Source organism: Gemmatimonadota bacterium, assembly GCA_026705765.1.
In the GTDB taxonomy this organism is placed as follows: domain Bacteria; phylum Latescibacterota; class UBA2968; order UBA2968; family UBA2968; genus VXRD01.
In genome coordinates this window covers 1-19,558 of sequence record JAPPAB010000034.1, presented here as the reverse complement: position 1 = coordinate 19,558, position 19,558 = coordinate 1, and the positions used below count along the sequence as shown (strand labels likewise).

At 51.7% G+C, this 19,558-nt stretch carries 13 protein-coding genes; 11 read left to right on the top strand and 2 right to left on the bottom strand.

The window, feature by feature from the left end; genetic code table 11:
* The 5 genes from OXH16_04455 to OXH16_04435 all read left to right on the top strand — a co-directional run.
* A partial coding sequence (locus OXH16_04455; GenBank protein MCY3680624.1) for a hypothetical protein occupies positions 1-1,742 on the top strand: 1,742 nt, incomplete at its 5' end.
* 6 nt (positions 1,743-1,748) lie between these two features.
* Positions 1,749-2,780: a phosphotriesterase gene (locus OXH16_04450; GenBank protein ID MCY3680623.1), complete on the top strand. Its 1,032-nt coding sequence runs from the start codon at positions 1,749-1,751 to the stop codon at positions 2,778-2,780.
* 18 nt (positions 2,781-2,798) lie between these two features.
* Positions 2,799-4,241, top strand: a complete 1,443-nt coding sequence (locus tag OXH16_04445) for a sulfatase (protein ID MCY3680622.1) — start codon at positions 2,799-2,801, stop codon at positions 4,239-4,241.
* 16 nt (positions 4,242-4,257) lie between these two features.
* Positions 4,258-5,694: an MFS transporter gene (locus OXH16_04440; GenBank protein ID MCY3680621.1), complete on the top strand. Its 1,437-nt coding sequence runs from the start codon at positions 4,258-4,260 to the stop codon at positions 5,692-5,694.
* Positions 5,695-5,703: 9 nt separating this feature from the next.
* Positions 5,704-7,662 (top strand): hypothetical protein, encoded by a 1,959-nt coding sequence (locus tag OXH16_04435; protein MCY3680620.1) that lies wholly within the window; start codon positions 5,704-5,706, stop codon positions 7,660-7,662.
* Positions 7,663-7,680: 18 nt separating this feature from the next.
* Here the strand turns inward: OXH16_04435 and OXH16_04430 are convergent, their stop codons facing one another.
* Positions 7,681-10,197 (bottom strand): glycoside hydrolase family 127 protein, encoded by a 2,517-nt coding sequence (locus tag OXH16_04430; protein ID MCY3680619.1) that lies wholly within the window; start codon positions 10,195-10,197, stop codon positions 7,681-7,683.
* Positions 10,198-10,401: 204 nt separating this feature from the next.
* Here OXH16_04430 and cyoE point away from each other — a divergent pair, with 204 nt between their 5' ends.
* The 4 genes from cyoE to OXH16_04410 all read left to right on the top strand — a co-directional run bounded on the left by cyoE (position 10,402) and on the right by OXH16_04410 (position 13,879).
* Entirely contained in the window at positions 10,402-11,283 is an 882-nt protein-coding gene (gene cyoE / locus OXH16_04425; GenBank protein ID MCY3680618.1) for a heme o synthase, read from the top strand.
* 82 nt (positions 11,284-11,365) lie between these two features.
* The gene (locus tag OXH16_04420) at positions 11,366-12,289 is read left to right on the top strand and encodes an ATP-binding cassette domain-containing protein (GenBank protein MCY3680617.1); all 924 of its coding nucleotides are present in this window, start codon (positions 11,366-11,368) and stop codon (positions 12,287-12,289) included.
* Positions 12,290-12,294: 5 nt separating this feature from the next.
* Positions 12,295-13,059 carry an ABC transporter permease gene (locus OXH16_04415; GenBank protein MCY3680616.1) on the top strand — a complete coding sequence of 255 codons (765 nt, stop codon included), beginning with the start codon at positions 12,295-12,297 and terminating at the stop codon, positions 13,057-13,059.
* 157 nt (positions 13,060-13,216) lie between these two features.
* Complete coding sequence (locus tag OXH16_04410) at positions 13,217-13,879, top strand: hypothetical protein (protein MCY3680615.1); 663 nt, start codon at positions 13,217-13,219, stop codon at positions 13,877-13,879.
* Between the two features lie 66 nt (positions 13,880-13,945).
* On the opposite strand, the gene OXH16_04405 is transcribed toward OXH16_04410, so the two are convergent.
* Entirely contained in the window at positions 13,946-16,072 is a 2,127-nt protein-coding gene (locus tag OXH16_04405; protein ID MCY3680614.1) for a DNA polymerase, read from the bottom strand.
* A 227-nt stretch (positions 16,073-16,299) separates the two neighbouring features.
* Between OXH16_04405 and OXH16_04400 the strand changes: the two genes are divergently transcribed.
* Both OXH16_04400 and OXH16_04395 read left to right on the top strand, forming a co-directional pair.
* Entirely contained in the window at positions 16,300-16,683 is a 384-nt protein-coding gene (locus OXH16_04400) for a BlaI/MecI/CopY family transcriptional regulator (GenBank protein ID MCY3680613.1), read from the top strand.
* A partial coding sequence (locus tag OXH16_04395; GenBank protein MCY3680612.1) for a carboxypeptidase regulatory-like domain-containing protein occupies positions 16,680-19,558 on the top strand: 2,879 nt, incomplete at its 3' end. The genes OXH16_04400 and OXH16_04395, both read left to right, overlap by 4 nt.

Here is a 19,558-nt window from a genome sequence, read left to right as displayed (position 1 = left end):
GCTCAACCTGGGCATTAACGCGGTCGGAATTGCTGGTGGTCCTGGCTTCTGGACTGGTCGGCATCTCGGTGTCTTACGACGGGATCAGCGGACATCTGATCGGCGTGGTAGCCGCGCCTTATTATTTCGCCTCAACGGAAAACGGCTGGACGACGTACTTACTCGAACATATCCCGCACTGGCAGGTGCCGACCAATGCGGGCGGAGAGATGACGCGGTTTTACGAGGGCGGAAAGGGAACATTCCCCTGGCGCGTATGGGTCGCACCGATATTCTGGTGGACGTGTTTTTTAGGCGCAATGGGATTTGCCGCATTCAGCGTAGTGGTGATTTTGCGAAAGCAATGGGTGGATTACGAGCGGTTGGCATATCCGCTCGTAGAAGTGGGAAGCCTGCTGACCGAGACCGAGCCTGGTGGCACGTTGGAAAAAATGCTCCGATCCCCGTTGTTCTGGATCGCATTTGGCCTGGTAATGGCGTTAAAGCTGTGGAATATCGGATCTTATTTTTCGCCAGCTTTTCCGCATATTTCTATTGAGGGAATGAACTGGCGGGCTTTTCCCGATTTTCCCGCATTGCCCTTTCGCCTCAGTTTTTACGCCATAGGTTTTGGCTATTTTGCGCGATTAGATGTGTTGTTCAGCGTGTGGTTCTTTATCGTCTTGACGGCATTTCAGATCTATGCCTCGAATATTTTTGGATACCCTCTGGGTTCATCCAGTCTGCACTGGGAAAATGAGCTATTAAACTGGCAGAGCATGGGCGCGCTCATTTTCCTCGCTGTATGGGGCTTGTGGATGGCGCGCGCACACTTGAAGGCCGTGTGGCGCAAAGCGTGGGACCCGAGTTGTGAAATAGATGACCGCGGAGAGTTATTGTCATATCGCACGGCGGTATTTGGCCTTGTGCTCTCACTCGTGTTTGCAACGTGCTGGCTGGTCGCAACCGGCATGGCATTGTGGGTTGCGATAGTGTTTTTGATTCTGGCAATGTTGTTATTTTTGGGGCTGGCACGCGCTGTTTCCGAACTGGGTCTGGTCTATGCCTATTATCGGTTGGAGCCAAATGACGCGGTCGTGCAGGCGTTTGGCTCGGCATCCATCATGGGGGTTTCGAGCATCACCGCGCTGGCGTTTATGCGGGTATTCAATTTTTTCCCCGACATCGGCAAAGGCTTTTTGATGCCGTCGTTTTCCCAGGCGGTTAAAGCCGTAGATAAGACCGTAACACCCCGGCGGATTACAGGGGTAATCTGGGCATCGCTCGCCGTGGGCTTTGTGATTTCGATTGTCAACACGCTCTACTTGAGTTATGAATACGGGGCTTATAATCTGGGAAATATGGGCCTCAAGCACGTTGGCCCGCGGGCATTTGATTTTGCGATGAACGCGATCCGCAATCCCCTGGGACTCGGAGGTGATGGCCGCGTGATGTGGGCGGGAGTTGGTGCCAGTGCGATGGCAATTTTAACTCTAATCCGTTACTGGATCCCCGCCTGGCCGCTGCACCCAATTGGGCTGGCCATGCAGGGGAACTACGGCGTGAGTAAAACCGTATTCTCGGTATTTATCGTGTGGTCAATCAAAGTTGTCGTGATGAAAATGGGCGGTGTGCAGCTATACGAAAAAGGAAAACCGTTTTTTATCGGCCTGCTGGCAGCACAAGCATTCAGCACGGGATTGGTATTTGTCATAGATTGCATCTGGTTCCCTCTGCAGGGACACAATGTACACAATTTTTAGAGCGCAATGATTACCCGAAGAACATTTATACAACAAAGCCTCACAACTGCGGGTGCGCTGGCAATTGCCCCGTCGGCTTTTGCGTCAAAACCACAGGTGATGACTGTAACCGGACCGATAGCACCCGAGCAGATGGGGTTCACCCTCCCCCACGAACACATCATGTCCATTTTTGGCGGACAGCCAGTCAAGGTGGCGCAATACGACGAAGAAAAATTATTCGCCAGGGTTATCCCCTATCTCAAAATGTTAAAAGTATTCGGCGTGCAAACCATTTGTGAATGCACCGGGGCTTATTTTGGACGGCGCGTGGATTTGCTCCAGCGCATCTCACGAGAAACTGGGATGCAAATACTGACCAATACCGGGTATTTTGGCGCAGCGCACGATCGCTATGTGCCAGCGCACGCCTTTGAAGAAACAATTGATCAAATTGCCCAACGCTGGATTGATGAGTGGGAAAACGGGATTGACGGGACAGATATTCGCCCGGGATTTATCAAAATTGGCGTTGACCCCGGCATGCCCTCTGGCATAGATAAAAAACTCATTTTGGCGGCGGGCAAAACCCATCTCAAAACGGGCCTGACAATTGTCTCGCACACAAGTGGCAGCACGGATGCGGCTGTCGAACAGGTTGCGATGCTCGAACAAATGGGCGTACACCCAGAAGCATGGGTCTGGGCACACGCACAACGCGTCAAAGATCCCGCCGACCTGACCCCCGTTGCGCAAGCAGGTGCGTGGATCGGACTGGATAGCATTCGCGACGAAACTCTCAATCTCCATCTCGATGCACTGCGCCATATGAGAAGATTTGGCGTTTTGCCCCGGGTTTTGCTTTCTCACGACGGCAATTCATTTGGATATGGCGACCGCCCCTTTAAGCCTTATGATGCCATTTTTGACCAATTTATTCCACTGATGCGAAAAGCGAACTTTACCGATGAAGACATTCACCAGATCACAGTAAAAAATCCACAAGAAGCATTTGCCATTCGCGTTCGCAAAGTACAGCAAGATGACTTTGACTACTGACAACAACCGGAGATAACCATGAACCGACGCGAATTTATCAAACAAACTGCCGTAGCCACCGTTTCAATGCCATCGATACTTCGGGCGCAAACAGATGATCGCCCCAATATTGTATTGTTTTTGGCAGACGATATGACGTGGCGAGACTGCGGCGTATATGGCAATCCAGAAGTGCAAACGCCAAATCTGGATCAGTTATCGCGTGAAGGCATGCGTTTTGATGGCTGTTTTACCTCCACATCAATTTGCGCGCCCACGCGACAGCAGTTGTACACCGGGATATTTCCAATACGCAATGGCGCATATCCCCAGGGAGGATTTGTGCGTACGGGCGTTAAGAGCATGGCGCATCACTTCAAAGCACTGGGCTATCGCGTTGGAATCATTGGAAAACAACACTATGGACCTTCCGAATCATTTCCCTTTGAGGTACTGAAAACAACCGGCACCAATGAATTGCTGGATTCCGATGCGTCAATCCAGGTTATTCAAGAATACATCAATCGAAAACCGGGACAGCCCTATTGTCTGGTCGTCGCATCGCGCAATCCCCACCTGCCATATACAAAGGGACCGCAGGACAGGTACGATCCGGACAAAGTGACGATTCCGCCGTATTTAATCGACACCCCGGAAACGCGAAAGCGATTGGCGGCGTACTATGCCGAAATTACCGCACTGGACGCCGAATTGGGCCGATGCATGCAAGTCATATCGGATAACACCCTCGTGGTCTTCTCAACAGAACAGGGATCCGCATTCCCCTATGGCGGCAAGTGGACGTGTTATGAAAACGGGTTGCACACCGGGTTAATCATGCGCTGGCCGGGCAAAATTGAGGCCGGTTCTTCCTGCAATGCCCTCGTGCAATATGTGGATATTTTGCCAACGCTCCTACAAGTTGCAGGTGGCGACCCCACACAAGTCGATACGGGCAGAGCAGGCGCGCCAGATGGGGGTTCTGGATTTGACGGGAAAAGTTTTTGGCATCTCGTCGCGGAAAATGGCAATCACCACCGGGATTACGTATATGGTGCTTATACCAATCGCGGTGTTCGAGACGGGACTGATTACCCAATTCGCTCGGTGCGCTCCAACAGATATAAATACATCGCAAATCTCAACCACGAAGGCGTGTTTCAGTGCAATGTGACGCGGTTTATGGACGAAATGGGATGGGCAGAAGCAGCAGAAAAAAATCCAGCACTCGCCCCCCGGGTACACGCCTTACGGCACCGCCCGGCAGTGGAATTTTACGACCTAAAAAACGATCCCTACGAGTTGAAAAATTTATCTGGAGACGCCCAATACGCAGGTATCATGAAAGAACTGCGGGCGGAACTCGATGCGTGGATGGCGCAGCAGAATGACCGGGGAATGGAAACCGAACTGGAAGCGTACGCCCACGTAAACCCAGCATCGGCAAAGTACAAGCAATATCGTGAATCCCAGGAAAAATAAAAAATAGGAGAGCTTTGTGTCCACAGATAGAACAGATCAAAAAACAGCACCCTGGGGCGAGGGCGAACCCATTGGGCGGGATTATCCGCCAATTCCATTGCTCGAAAAGATCGCTTATGGCGTCGGCGTCTTGCCGATGAACACAAGTGTCAATTCGATCAAAAAGCTCTCAGGACCCATTTTTAATATTACGCTGGGCATGCACCCGTTTCGCGTGGGCAATGTGCTATTGGCAGCCCGAATATGGGATGCGATTACCGACCCCTTTATGGGATGGCTTTCGGACAACACAAAATCGCGCTGGGGAAGGCGCAGACCCTATCTCTTTCTGGGCGCAATTTTGACGGCCATTGGATACGCACTCATTTTGAACGTGCCCAAAGAACTGAGTCAAGACGCATTGTATGCGTATTTTATGTTTACCAGTCTGGCACTCTATACCTGTGTCACCATTTTGCAAGTATCCTACAACAGCCTGGGATTTGAACTGAGCCACAACTATCACGAGCGGACAAATATCTTTGCGTACCGCTCGTTTTTTCAGCAGATTAGCACCATTCTCGTGGGCTATCTCTTCTATTTTTGTACACTCGATATTTTTGGCGACACGATGACGGGAGCCAAATACGTCGGCATTGGCGTTGGCCTGGTCATTTTTATATTTTTATTACCCACTGTTTTTCTCGTACGCGAAGGCCACTCAGAACAGGCGGCCAAACAGGAAAAAGTACCCGTCGGTTGGGCGATTACGACAACCCTGAAAACCAAACCATTTCTCATCCTGAGCAGCCTGACAGTCGTAACCATTTTTGGTGGCAATTTCACGCTCGCATTGGGACCTTATGTCAACATCTATCACGTTGCCCAGGGAGATGTAAAATTTGGAGCCGAGATACAGGGACACGCTATTCTCATCGGAACCATCGTATCCTTCGCCGCCATTCCCGTATTGACCTATTTGTCATCTCGAATCGGAAAGATCAAAACCCTTGGTATTTCAATCACCTCCCTTCTCCTGGGCTCTATTTTGAAGTGGTTTTGCTACACGCCAGCGATGCCCTATTTGCAACTCATCGTACAGCCCTTTATCCGCATCGGCGAAATGGGTTTCTGGCTCATTATTACGTCGATGAAAGCCGATATCTGCGACTGGGACGAATGGAAAACCGGATTTCGGCGCGAAGGCATGTACGGCGCGGCAACGGGCTGGTTTCAAAAAGTGACACAGGCGACCACATTCGCGCTCGGGCAGGGATATATTCTGGCAATCATTGGATTCGATGCCACAAAAGGTGTGGCGCAAGATCCAGGCGTGATGTTCTGGATGCGCTTTCTCTTTGCCGTATTGCCCGCGATCCTGGCCGTGGCGGGATTGATCTTGTTGAAATTTTACGAAATCGACGACGAAAAAGCCAAAGAGATCAAGGCAGATTTGGATAAACGAAATAACTAAGTGAAAATTATGGCAGAACAATTGAAACAACTCTCAGAAACAACACCCGTGCGAGCGGTGACAACGCGGTCGGTAATTGCATCGATAGTGGTGATCACTGCAAGCGTGCTGTGGAATGAATGGATGCCGTACTATACATCGGGATCGAATATCAGTCGCAGCCACTTCCCCATGGCGTTTTTCTTTCCGTTTTTGATAGCGTGTACACTCAATCTGGCATTGAATCACTTGCGAGCGGGATGGGGGCTTTCGCGGTCGGAATTGCTGGTGGTCCTGGGGTCGGGCTTTGTGGGAATCGCGCTGGCTTACGACGGGTTGACGGGACACTTCTTCGGCGTTCTGGCAGCCCCCTATTATTTTGCATCTGTAGAAAATGGATGGGGTTTTATACACAACACCATCCCCGCCTGGCTCGCACCTTCGAATGCCACCGGTGAAATGACGCGGTTTTTTGAAGGCGGAGGCGGATCCCCCCCGTGGCGCGTATGGGCGGTACCTGTTTTCTGGTGGATGTGCTTTTTCGGCGCAATGGGCTTTGGGGTATTTTGCCTGGTCGTAATTTTGCGAAAGCAATGGGTGGATTACGAGCGCCTGGCATATCCACTTGTCGAAGTCGCACAATCACTTTCAGAGACAGAAAAAGGCGGCGGACTGGAAAAAACATTTCGCTCTCCCCTATTCTGGATCGCATTTTCCCTCGTCATGCTCTTGAAATTGTGGAATATCGCGTCTTATTTTACCCCTGCATTTCCGCATATAGACATTGAACAAACACAGTGGCAACCGATTCCAGACTTTCCCTGGATGGTAAATCGCCTGAGTTTTTACGCCATTGGATTCGGATATTTTGCGCGCCTGGACGTTCTGTTCAGCGTGTGGTTCTTCATTATTTTGACCGCGTTTCAGGTATATGTATTCAATATCTTCGGCTATCAAATCGGCGCAGCAACCCACCACTGGACAAGCGATGCCCTGGGCTGGCAGAGCATGGGCGCATTGATCTTTTTATCTGCCTGGGGATTGTGGATGGCCCGCGCACACTTGAAAGCCGTGATACGCAAGGCGCTATATCCCAATTGCGAGGTAGATGATAGCGGCGAATTATTGTCCTATCGCATGGCAGTATTCGGCTTATTGGGCGCATTTGCATTTGTCTCGGCGTGGCTATATACGGCGGGCATGCCCTTGTGGGTGGTATTCTGCTTTCTCATTTTGGCGATGTTGTTATTCCTGGGCCTTGCGCGCGCCATCGCAGAATTGGGATTGGTCTATGTGTATTACCGCATTCAGCCTCACGATGCCGTTGTGCAGGCATTTGGTTCAAATATGGTGGGGCTTTCCGGTGTGGTGGTCCTCGGGTTTATGCATGTGTTCAATCAGTGGCCCGATATTGGAAAGGGATTTTTGATGCCGCCGTTCACCCAGGCGGTAAAAGCCGTGGATAAAGTCGTCAGTCCTCGGCGAATTACACCCGTGCTGTGGCTGGCGCTCGCACTGGGCTTCACCATCTCGATAGTGGATACCCTGTATTTGAGTTATGAATACGGAGCCTATAATCTGGGCAATATGGGGATGAAGAAGACGGGACCTGTGGCGTTTGATTTTGTAATTACAGAAATCCGAAATCCCCTGGCACCCGGCGGCAATGGCAGGGTCATGTGGGCATTTATCGGCATGGGACTGATGGCGGTTTTGACGACCGTTCGCTACTGGGTGCCGTGGTGGCCCCTGCACCCGATTGGCCTGGCGATGCAAGGGAACTACGGCGTGAGTAAGACGGTCTTTTCGATTTTTATTGTCTGGTCAATCAAAGCGGTTGTCATGAAAATGGGTGGCGTACAATTATACGAAAAGGGAAAACCATTTTTCATCGGCCTGCTGGCAGCACAGGCGGTCAGCACGGGTCTGGTATTTATCATAGATTGGTTCTGGTTCCCCCTGCAAGGGCATAATGTGCACAATTTTTAGAGAATGCACCGATACGCCCTATAGCCACTCATCCATCCCCGCGTCCTGCAGGGCATCCAACAAATGGGGCACGCCGAAAAACAGCAGACTCAGGTACATGGGGCTCAGTCCCACTGCGCCGCGCCTTTTGGGATCGTCGCTCCAATCCTGCGATTCGGCCAGGCGGCGCAACAGTTGCTGCCCCACCTCCAAATAGCCCCGCTCACCTGTCAGCCTGTACGCATAGCTCAGATGGCGGCACAGCACCCCGCCGTAGCGCTGTTTCCATGCCATTTCCACATCGAAAACCCCAGGCCCACCGCAAAACCAATCCACAGCCCGCAGATAGCATTTGGCCACATCGGTCCGGTCAGTCAGTCGGTGCAGCAATTCGAGGCCGATCATTAAATAGTGGGTCTGGTAGCCCTTTTGGTCGGCGTAGGGCAGCACGTGTTTGCCTACATCCCCACCCAGGGCCTTGTGCTCAGCCGGCGTAAAAGGCGTTGCGGTGCCCATTTCCACGGCCAGGGTCGTACCTTCGGTGGCCATGCCGTAGGGTGCCTGATCGGACAACCGATCTGGGGTGGAAACCTGAAAGCGCTTGTGCCAACTTCCGTCGTCGTTCTGCCCCCGGGCGATGACCTGAAAAATTTCTTCGGCGCGCTGCTTGAAACGCGCTTTGCCCGTTAGTTCCCACAAATACAGCAGGCCGCGCAAAGTGTTGGCAATGCTGCGCAAACTAAAGGAAAAACGGGAATCTTCGCTCCAGCGATAGCGCAGGAAAAATTCGCCAGCTTCCCCGAGTACCTCCAATGTCCGGTGGTCGCCCGTCAAGTAGTAATAGTCAATCCAGTTGTCGATAAAAGTGTGCGAAGCACAAGGCTCGTCGCCAAAGTGGTCGATGCTGTGTCGGAAACAGCCGCCGACCCGATACGGTCTGAGGGGGTGGTAGTGGCAGGTATCGACATCCATCGAGTGCCGAGTCATCGCCTCACCGAGACGGAACCAACGCCCTGCCCCGCTGCGCAAATACTGGATCCACACCCCGTGGCGCGGATCCCACTCGCTGTTGCACCAACCCCACCGCCCCCGGAAGCGCCAGTCACCAGTCGATTCTTCCCAGGCCACGAGCACATCGCCCCAGTCAAAAAAACCGTGCCAGCGGTTGACTTCAATGCTACGCGCCATCCAATCGAGGAAGCCATCGAGCATGCGCTCGGAGTGCGGGAAGGCATCTACGGCGCGAACCGCAAAGCCACCTGTGACCTGGCAGTGAGCCATCCAGCCGGGATCTACCGCGACGTGTGGCCAATCGAGCAAAGCCGTCAGCCGTTGAGGGGCTTCTTCGCTGGTATTATGCTGGAAGTAATCGATGAAAAATTCCGAGGTTTTGGCCGTACCCAGGCCATCGCTGTACACGCCTTCTCCCTCGTGCCAGGCCACTTCCTCCGCATAGCGCCTGAAATGCAGTCGCCCGCCGTCCGGATCTTTCCACAAAAACACGTCAATTCCCCCTCGATCCACACCTATGGCTTTGGGGTATTCTTCAGCCATATAGCGCAACGCCACCCCGACCCCGGCTTCCTCGCCCTCCAACACGGCCCACCCACCGGTCCTTTCGCCTTCTGCTACTCTCTCCGAGCGTCCACCTCGTCGCCGATCCAGGCGGAAGTGGCGATCCTGACGCTGGGCCAAAAGCAGGCCTTCATCCTGGCCAAGAACGCCTTCCATACACCGATTGCCACCCAGCCGGTAGCGCCGTTTTCCCGCCCAATCCACCGGGATTCGCACCGCCAGTTCCCGCAATTCGGTCTGATCTGGATCGCAGGCCACCACGACGGTGTGCAGGACCCGCAAAAAGGCGTGTCCGGCAAAGGCGTATATCCGCGTCACAAAACGAAAGGGTTGATAGCCGACGTAGTGGTGCATGGGTGCCTCGGATTCCAGGGCACCTTCGCAGCGGATCACAGCCCGCAGAGGCCCGGATTCTTCCACCTGGACCCGGTACGCGCTTTCACCCAGCGATCCCCGGCACATCCCGCCCATGCCGTAGATCTGCCGCTGGGTCTCCCCGACTTCAAATGCCTCGCAAATATCGGCCCAACTATCGCCGCCTTGCGAACTCACAGAGACTTCTTCGACAAAGCCATCGGCCTCCTGCCGCCCCAATGATACCGCGTGTACCAGGCCATAGCACTGCCGACTCACGGCAAAGCGCAGGGGGCCGGTACACACGACAATGCGCTCGTCGCTCTCGCTTATTTGCAGTCGATTCGCCGGAACAGCGCGAGGGGCTTCGCCGGCATAACACAAGTGGTAAACCGTTGATCCGACTACGTCGGCTTGAAAATCGACCAGGACCCACTTGATACTGCCGTCTGGCCAATGGCTCAGTGGACGGCTTTGCAGGGGGACAGCCCGTCCCTGAGCATCCTCCAACCACAAATCGGCGCGTTCGGCTACAGCCCCTTGTGGCAGGGGCACACCCCGGGTCACAGGCCACGCACGGCGTTCGATCCCGCTCTCTTCCCGAACAGTCAATATTATACGTTGCATATCTTCCTCCGCTCGTGAACACACCGGGTATTTTAAAACAGCGACTTAAAAAAAGCCAACATTTTACGCACTGCATTTGGGCAAGTTAGCAATGCACAAACGCAAATCTTTCTTGTACTTGACTCGCAGCCCAAAAGCTGGTATTGTTATGGCTTGGAAAAATAAATAGTGCTTTTGGTCAACCCCGTTTTAAGAATATCCTTTATGAACGCCGAACTGGTACAGGCAAAAACATTTGTAAATGACTTATTTGTTTTAATTAAATTTCGGATTGGACTGATGGTCGTGTTTAGCACTTCTGTGGGATATGTGCTGGGCATGGGATATGTTTCCGATCCGATTCACATCTTCCATGTGCTATTTGCCACCTTTTTGACTACTTCTGGCACAGGTGTTTTGAACCAGTTTATGGAGCGCGAGCGCGATGCGAGAATGGGGCGCACGGCTGACAGACCGCTACCCACGGGACGCATTGCGCCAGAATTGGCCTGTTGGTTCGGATTAATTTTGAGTGGCACGGGCATTCTTTATCTGGGAGTGCTGGTCAATATATTGACCGCACTGGTGGGCTTATTAACCGTGGTGGTATATTTGCTCCTCTATACGCCCTTAAAGCCCAAAACACCGCACAATACGGCGATTGGAGCCATTGCAGGCGCATTGCCGCCAGTGGGTGGATGGACCGCGGCAACAGGTGTTTTGAGTGGCGAAGCACTGGCTCTGTTTGGCATTTTGTTTTTGTGGCAATTCCCTCATTTTTTGTCCATAGCCTGGCTTTATCGAGAAGATTACGCACGCGGAGGGTTTCGCATGCTGCCCATAGAAGACCCACAAGGCCATAGAACCGCCCATCAGGTGGTACTTTATACTCTGGTCTTGTTGTCGTGCAGCCTGATGCCAGCGCTATTGGGTATGGCTGGTGTCGCGTATTTCTGCGTTGCCGTGTTGCTCGGCCTGGGCCTGTTGTACGCCAGTTTGACCTTTGCGCGGTCGCGCACAGATGTGTTAGCGCGCCGCCTGATGCGAGCAACGCTCATATATCTGCCCGTATTGTGGACAGTGATGATGCTGGACAAAATTGCGTGAGACAAGTGTGCATCCAATTCAGAAGATACAGGAGGTGATAGGCTGACCTATCACCTTTCTTTTTATGTGCAGGAGCAGTCAATTGCAAGTCGCAATAGATGTCGAAAATATACGCCACAAATTTGGCGAGCACGTGGCCTTAGACAATATCACATTGCAGGTGATGACCGGAGAGATGTACGGTCTATTGGGACCAAATGGCGGCGGGAAGACCACCCTATTTCGCATGTTGTGTACTATGCTGCCTCCCGATCACGGCGCGATTCGACTGTTGGGCAAAAATGCCGACGCCAGTGCTGTACGCGCGCGCATCGGGGTGGTTTTTCAGAATCCCAGCTTAGATACCCGTCTGACCGTATTGGAAAATTTACGCCATCAAGGCCATCTCTACGGCTTGAAAGGCAGCCCCCTCACCCAACGCATCGAAGAAGTCCTGGACATGATGGGACTCATAGATCGCGCAAAAGATCGAGTAGAAGTACTCTCTGGCGGCTTGCAGCGGCGCGTTGAACTGTGCAAAAGTTTGTTGCACCGCCCCGAAATATTGATCTTTGATGAACCCTGCACCGGACTTGATCCCGGTGCGCGGCGAGGATTTTGGGACGATCTGGATATTTTGCGGCGAACCTATGGCACCACACTGGTGTTGACGACCCATTTTATAGAAGAAGCCGAGCGCTGTGACCGCATTGGCATTTTAGATCGTGGACAGCTAATTGCCGAAGGTACACCCGAGGCATTGAAGCGCACAGTAGGGTGCGAAGTAATTACCCTTGAGACACGCGATTCCAAAAGTCTAAAATTGCAAATTGAAAAAGTTGTGGGTCGCGATGTCCAGATAATTGACGGGCAGGTGCGTATTCCCTGCGATGACGGGCAGCAGTTATTGGCACAGTTGTATCCCCTTCTCCGAGAGAATGTTCAAGCCATGACTTTAAGCGTGCCCACACTTGAGGATGTTTTTGTGCAGCGAACAGGACACGGATTTCAAGTGGAGGATCAGTAGTGCGAATGGCTTTCTGGTTGCCCGTAGTGTCGCTCTGGCGGCGAGAACTGGTGCGCTTTGTCCGAGACCGCAATCGATTATTCGGCGCAATAGGCCAACCGCTCGTGTTCTGGTTGCTATTGGGTGCTGGTTTTGAAAAGTCTTTCGCACCCCTGGGGATTTCCAGTGGATATCTGGAATATATTTATCCGGGAATATTGTTGCTAATTGTGTTATTTACAGCGATCTTTTCGACCATTTCGGTCATTGAAGACCGGCGCGAAGGATTTATGCAATCAGTGCTGGTCGCGCCCGTATCCCGGACAGGATTGGTTCTCGGCAAGGTCCTGGGCGGGGGAACCCTGGCATTTTTGGAAAGCCTGATATTTCTGATATTTCTGGCCTTTTTGGATATCCCCATCAGCATTGCGTCTTTGGGCATGACCCTCATTTTCCTGGCTGTACTGGGCATTGCTCTAACAGCTCTGGGCTTTACAATAGCCTGGCAGGCTTCATCCACTGCGGGATTCCACGCGGTAATGAATTTGCTTTTATTTCCCATGTGGGCGCTGTCCGGCGCATTTTTCCCCGCAGAAGGCGCGTCGCGCTGGCTGACATATTTGATGGCAATAAATCCATTGACTTATGGTATGGATGGTTTGCGCCAATCTCTTTACCTCACCACATCCGACCCAAGTACCCATTTGTGGTTTTGTGGTATAATAAGCGTGGCATTTGCAGTCCTGACCCTCAGCGCAGCCGTGTGGCAAGTATATCGAATTAAAAATTGAGGATTGGATGTCACAAATTTCTGGAACAGATACCTTATTTAATGGTTGGATATTGTATTGACATAATGTATCTCTGGCTTATGGTCTTGTCATGCAGAAACTAACGCATCTATTATTTTTTACCTGTATCTGTATGTCCTGCCTTGGTGGCTGTAGTTTGCTCGACCGTCAGCAAGGTCCCAAATTACTGGATTTGCGCACAGACCGAGGGCCTGACCCATCAGTGGGGCGTGGACAGGAAGTACAAATTACCATCGTGACGGATGATCCAGACAATGATGAGTTGGATTTTCGCTGGATTGCGACCGGGGGGGAATTTGCCGCCAGCCGAGCGGATACGCTAATTGATCTGTTTCAAGATTCCGTAACAGTTGTATGGAAAGCACCTATTGAACCCGGCGTTTACGAGCTGTTTTTAGAATTGGGTGACGGTCAATCTGAGATATTGGTGACCTCAGGCGTGCGTATTGCCGTAACGCAAGCCCCCCCCATCGCCGTTGTCGGCCCAGATCGAGAATTGGGTTTTCACGATGCGTTGCGCGTGGTCTTAGATGGCACTGGCAGTTCGGATCCAGACCAGGACGCGCTAATGTATTTTTGGACACAGATTTCGGGACCGCGCGTGGGATTGCAAAATAGCAGTGGGCCATCGCCCGATTTTCCCGTACCTGCACCAGCAGATTACATTTTTGAACTGCGCGTGGCAGACTTGATACAAGGGGTGGGCGATACGAGCAATGTGGTAGTTACGAGGGTTCGCGTAACTGACCGCGGTGGGCGCGTGACCAGCTTGACCCGGCTATTGGACCGCGAGCAATAAAACAAAAGCGCGAACATCTATTCTACATAAGAATTAAAAAGCGGGTTATTTCCTGCTCTTTTTTTGTTAGAACAGACAGAGTTGATCGCGTGCGACGGGTTGGATCAGGGGAAATAGACGGCGGAATTCGCCATCGGGAAATAGAACGCGAAAACGCTCGGCCATATCGCGCAATCGGCGCAACAAATAGCCCCTGTCTTCATCGTGGGTAAAAAATTCCGCGCGGGAAAGGGAGCCGTCCTGACACTGGTAAACCGCGATCCGCTCGCCAATGCGACAGCCCGCGGCAGCCATAGCAAGTCGGCTCAGATTCGGGTTGGAAAAGGTTTTTTTCGTAATGCGCTCAAACCGGCAAAAATCTTCGGGATCAACTTTGCCATCTTGCAACTTGCGCCCCAGAGATAGATACGCACTGGAAGCGGCGTCTATATCGCCATCGACGAGCAAGGGTGCGATCTCTGCAATAAATTGGCGAAAGATGCGTTCGTCGCGTCGGCTACGCAGACTGCTGCCCACAAGCGATACACTGCCATTGTAATCGACGAGAATATAATTTTTTGCCTTAAGACTGATCATCCCTTTAAAACGACCGTCGTGCGAGAGATGAATACCACGGGGCAAGGTAGTCGAAATTTCCTCAATGAGTTGTTTTTCATCGGCCTCTGTCTCGACATGCAGTGGCGCGACAAAATAAGCCCCATCGGTATCCACTTCTATAATTTCTCCACCGGCATCGCGCAACTCAGCCACGAGTTGGCGGGCGATTTGCTGCCCGATTACAGTAATTTTTTCCGCGGCCTGGTAATCGTTAAAACACGCCCGTCCATACCCCAGATATCCGTAAAAAGAATTGATGAGAATTTTGTAGCTACCCTGCAACCCATCCCAGTATGCGTGATCGGTTTCGTCATGCGCGCTTTGAAAATTGGTCTTGGCCTCAAGGCGTCGCTGCGTGAGATGTTCGAGCATGGGCAAAAAAGCATTTTCAGTATCGGTTGCTGGCCGGATCTGTTGGGTCAACATAATCGATGGATAAAGGCTTTCGACATCGGCTTTGACCACCCGCTTAAAAATGCCCGAAGCCACGAGTCGCGTATAGCCACCGCTAAATCCCCTGGATGGACGCGGTTTGGGAATGGCGAGATTGCGCCGCAGATACAGCCCAACCATGAGGGCGTTGATTTTCTCACCCGGACCGCTGAGTGCAGCGTCTTGGAAGTTGTATGGCAAAATCTGCGTCTGATAAAATTCTGTGGGAACAACCACTTCGCTAAGTGCCTTGACATCGCGCACATCGTCGAGCGCGTAGTCGATAAGACGTTGGGGATCGGTGCGCCATGTATGGGCAATTTCTTCCCCATCGACAAACGTACGCCCTGGCCGCTCGATGCCAAGAGCGTGTATGACTTGCTTGAGGCCATAGCGCTCCAGCTTGCCCCCGGTATCATAACGCTGTACCTGTTGCAGGGTATCAATAATATGTCGCCCATGGACATAAGCCGGGCGGAAGCCCGGGATTTGTGCCCCAACTTTGAAGACGCGCTGCCCATGCCCCGCACGCAATGCCGATCCGTCTCGCCCCCATGTAAGAGAAATCCCATAATGTTGAGCGCGAGCGACGAGATAGGGCAAGTCAAATTCAAAAATATTGTGGCCTTCAATCGTATCGGGGTTGCGCGCTTCGATCACTTTGTTGAGATTGCGAAGCAGATCTGCCTCGCTCATATCGGTAGCACTCAGCACGGTTTCAAAGCCACGAGAATCGGAAATCGAGATAAGAATAATCTCTGCATCGGGCGCCGAAGGATCGAGCGTGAGGGTCTCGATATCGAGTTGCAAGCGATGCAGGTCGCCGTAGCGCATCTCTCGAAAGAGGGTTTGGCCCGAAAGCGTCAGATGCTGCCGCACGGGATTGTTAAAATTAAAATGCGGAATGCCATCCTGGGCGAGGCGGTCGCGTGCGTTAAGAAAATGAGACCAGTTGTGAAAGTGTATCCGCGCGCGAAATTCGCCGCCACCTTTTAGGCGCACGCAATCTGAAACCCCTGAAAAGCCAGACCGGGCGGACTCTTCGGGTGTCTCAACGAGCAACCACGGGGAAAAAGGTTGCAGGTCGCAATGATCGCGCGTGTAAAGCGCCATCTGATTTCCACCGACGAGTTCGGCAGCGAGAACACCGGGGAGATAAGCCATTGTGTTGCTCCAATTAGTTGCGGGAGAAGGGGAAAGCAACCTGTTAAAATATAGCCAATTTTTACCCGCTCTGCAACGTGATGGGTTCGCAAACCACGAAAGCGTACCTCCTGTGCCTTGATGCTAACTATTTCGCTATTTGGGCTTGACAGTGGATTTTTAATCGGCTATCTTTCTGAGAACCAATGTGCTAATTCTTTCGCATAGTAAATAAAAAGGAGCTAAAAATGGCAAGACTGCGACAAGAGGGATTGACCACCCGCGAAATGGAGCTCATACAGGTACTCTGGCAACAGAAAGAAGCAACCGTCGAGGTGATCCAGGCAAAATTACCCAACCGGTTAGAAGGATCAACCATTCGCACACTCCTGCAAATCATGGAAGACAAAGGCTATGTGACGCATGAAAAGCAAGGACGCGCCAATGTGTACCGCCCCATAATCGAACAACAGCGGGTCCAATCCTCGGCAATGAAGCACATCATTCAAAAACTATTTGGCGGGTCAACCGAACTCTTATTGGCGCGACTGGTTGAAGACGAAGAGATAGACATGGACGACGTAGCACGATTGCGTGAAAAACTCAAGCAACGCAAAGGGAGCACATCATGATCGACACGGCTATACTGGATCCGATTGCCATTTTTCTCCTTGATGCGACTGTCAAGACCACCCTCTTTATGGGTCTTGTTCTATGTGTCGTATGGTTCCTGGGCACGCGACAGGCGGCAAAACGCAGTCTGCTATTGAACTGGTGTCTTATCGGCGTGCTGGTCATACCCATCGCGTCTTTGTGTATGCCTTCACTGCGATTTCAATTTGATGCGCCAGCACCACCTTCGGAACCGTCTATTCCGTCTCTCCATCCTGTAGTTGACCCTGAGACACCTCAGGCAAAACCCATACCCGCATTGAAGCAACAAAGAGCATCTAATAGGGCGTTTTCAGAAAACCCAGAACTATTCCAAAACTTTGCATCTCCCCCACCTGCACAAATTGTTTTTGCCAAAAATGCCGAGACAAAATCAATTGATTGGACAACCTACATACTGAATAAAATCACTTCAGCACAGGCTTTGTATGGTGTAATCGCGCTCTATGCTATTGGCGTATTGATTTTATTGGCTCGTGTAATTTATTGTTTGATAATGGTTTGCACGTTTCGCCGATCTCTATTGTCCTGTGATGACGAACAGCTTCAAAATGATTTTCAGGTCTTAAAGAAGCAATTGGGTATTCGGCGATCCGTCGCACTATCTGTCAGTGAAAAAATTAGCAGTCCAACTCAAGTGGGTCTTCTGAAGCCAGTAGTCGTATTGCCCACGCCTATGGTCGAATCGCGCGATCAGTTGGAATCGATTCTGATTCACGAACTCATTCACGTCAAGCGGTGGGATTGCCTGTATCGCTTATTGGCAATGATCGGTATGGCATTTTACTGGTTCAATCCCCTATTCCACCGCGTCAAGCATCTGCTTTTTGAAATTCAAGAACAAGCCTGTGATGATTGGACCGTGACCGCAACCGGCAATTCTGAAAGCTATGCGGACACGCTCCTCAATGTGGCGACCCAACTGCAACCTCGTCCAGCGATGGCATTGGGCATGGACATGGCGCGAACAACCCAGGTCATGGATCGCGTCAATCGCATTATCACCCTGGGCGGCCATGTGTCTCCGCGCGTTGGTCGCGTATCGGCACTCGTAATAGCAGGGGCATTTATCGGTGGAGCGACAGCCATCGGCAGCCTGACCACTTCAAAAGCCGATCACAATGATCAAAAGGTCGTGTTTGAAGGCGGTATTGCCGCAACCGATACCAGTGACGTATCGCAGCGACTACTTCCGCTAAAAATGCGCGATGGTCGCCTGTGGTGGCGTGGGGAGAATGGTCTCTATTTGCGAGATGGAGATACGTGGCAAAAATTTACATTGCCAGAAGGCGGTTCATTCGACCAGATGCATGCCTTTATGCAAGCGCGCAATGGCTCAATGTGGTTTATCGGTATATATAAAAACAGGCCAATTATCGCGAACTTCAGTGGAAAGACATGGCAGATATGGGATTCAAAAACAACGGGCCTGGGAAAAATCGCCACGGGATATGATTTTGCCGAAGATAATGATGGCGGTATCTGGGTTACCCAGAGCTTTTCAAACATCAGAGCACACGGAGGCACCGATCGCTTCAAAGGCGGAAACGGCGTCTTGCACTTTGATGGCAAAGTATGGCACAACTACACGGTAAAAGATGGATTGATTCACAACCGGGTTTACAATGTGGAAACCGATTCCGAAGGCGGCGTGTGGATCGCAACCCTTCGCGGATTGAGTTATTACAAAGATGGAAAATGGACCTCTCATATTGTCGATAGCATGCCCATAGGGGGCGTGCGTAATGGCAATATATATGACGGCCGCAAGGTATATAAGCTATTTTACGACCAAAAAAGCACGCTTTGGGCCGTGCATGGATCGGTTATTGGGCGCACCATAACGCGGCGCAGAGGAGGAATTTCCAGCTTTGACGGCACAGCCTGGACACACTACGATGCACATGATGGACTGCCTATAAATGCGTCTCGAAATATCTGGCAAACAGAAAATGGTGATCTGTGGTTCGGCACGCATCAAGGTGACCAACGGGATGTAGAGGCAAAAGGTATGGTGCGGTATAAAGATGGGATGTGGTTGCGCTTGACGCGCAAACACGGCATCTCCGGCGATTTTGTATGGGGGCTGGTTGAAAAAGGCGACGGGGCTTTCTATCTGGGTGTTTCTGGTATTGTATCTTATAAGCCACCTATCGATCACCTGACAACAATATCTGGTAAAGTGATCGATCAGCGCGACGGGCAACCCGTAGAAAATATGGGAATATGGGCTGAATACGACGATGGCGAGGTGCATGCGGGAACCCTGACAGATGAAAATGGCCGCTATCGCGTCGAAGTCACCCCTGGTGTATATCGCATGCGGATCGCGTCTAAGAATGCAGTTGAACCCGTGACCGTTGAGGCAAAACCCGAGAGTAAAATTGAAGATGTCGATCTGCTCTTGCTCAACTCGCGCCGCATCTCTGGTCGTGTAATCGACGCATCTGATAATCCAATAGTCAATGCTGTCGTCGTGATTTCTGATGACGCCTCAGAAGATCAACGCCTATCTCCCCAAATAGTAACTACAGATGCCAATGGAAAATTTGAAGGCTGGCAGGTCGTGGGACCGAAGGCTACTTTTGAAGTCGCTGCAGAAGGATACACACAAATCGCGCGGGAAGTTGAAAATGCCGTTGGAGAACAAGTAGTGATTCATCTCAAAAAAGGAACGATGTTTCGCGGTCGCGTTGTGGATGAGTTGGGCGAACCCATTGAATGGGCGCGCGTTGGTCTTGGACACGCACCGGATCCTGAAAAGAAAGCATATATATTGCCCGCATTACCCTTTCAGCGCAATACGTACCCCGATGTATCGGGTCCGTTCTCAGC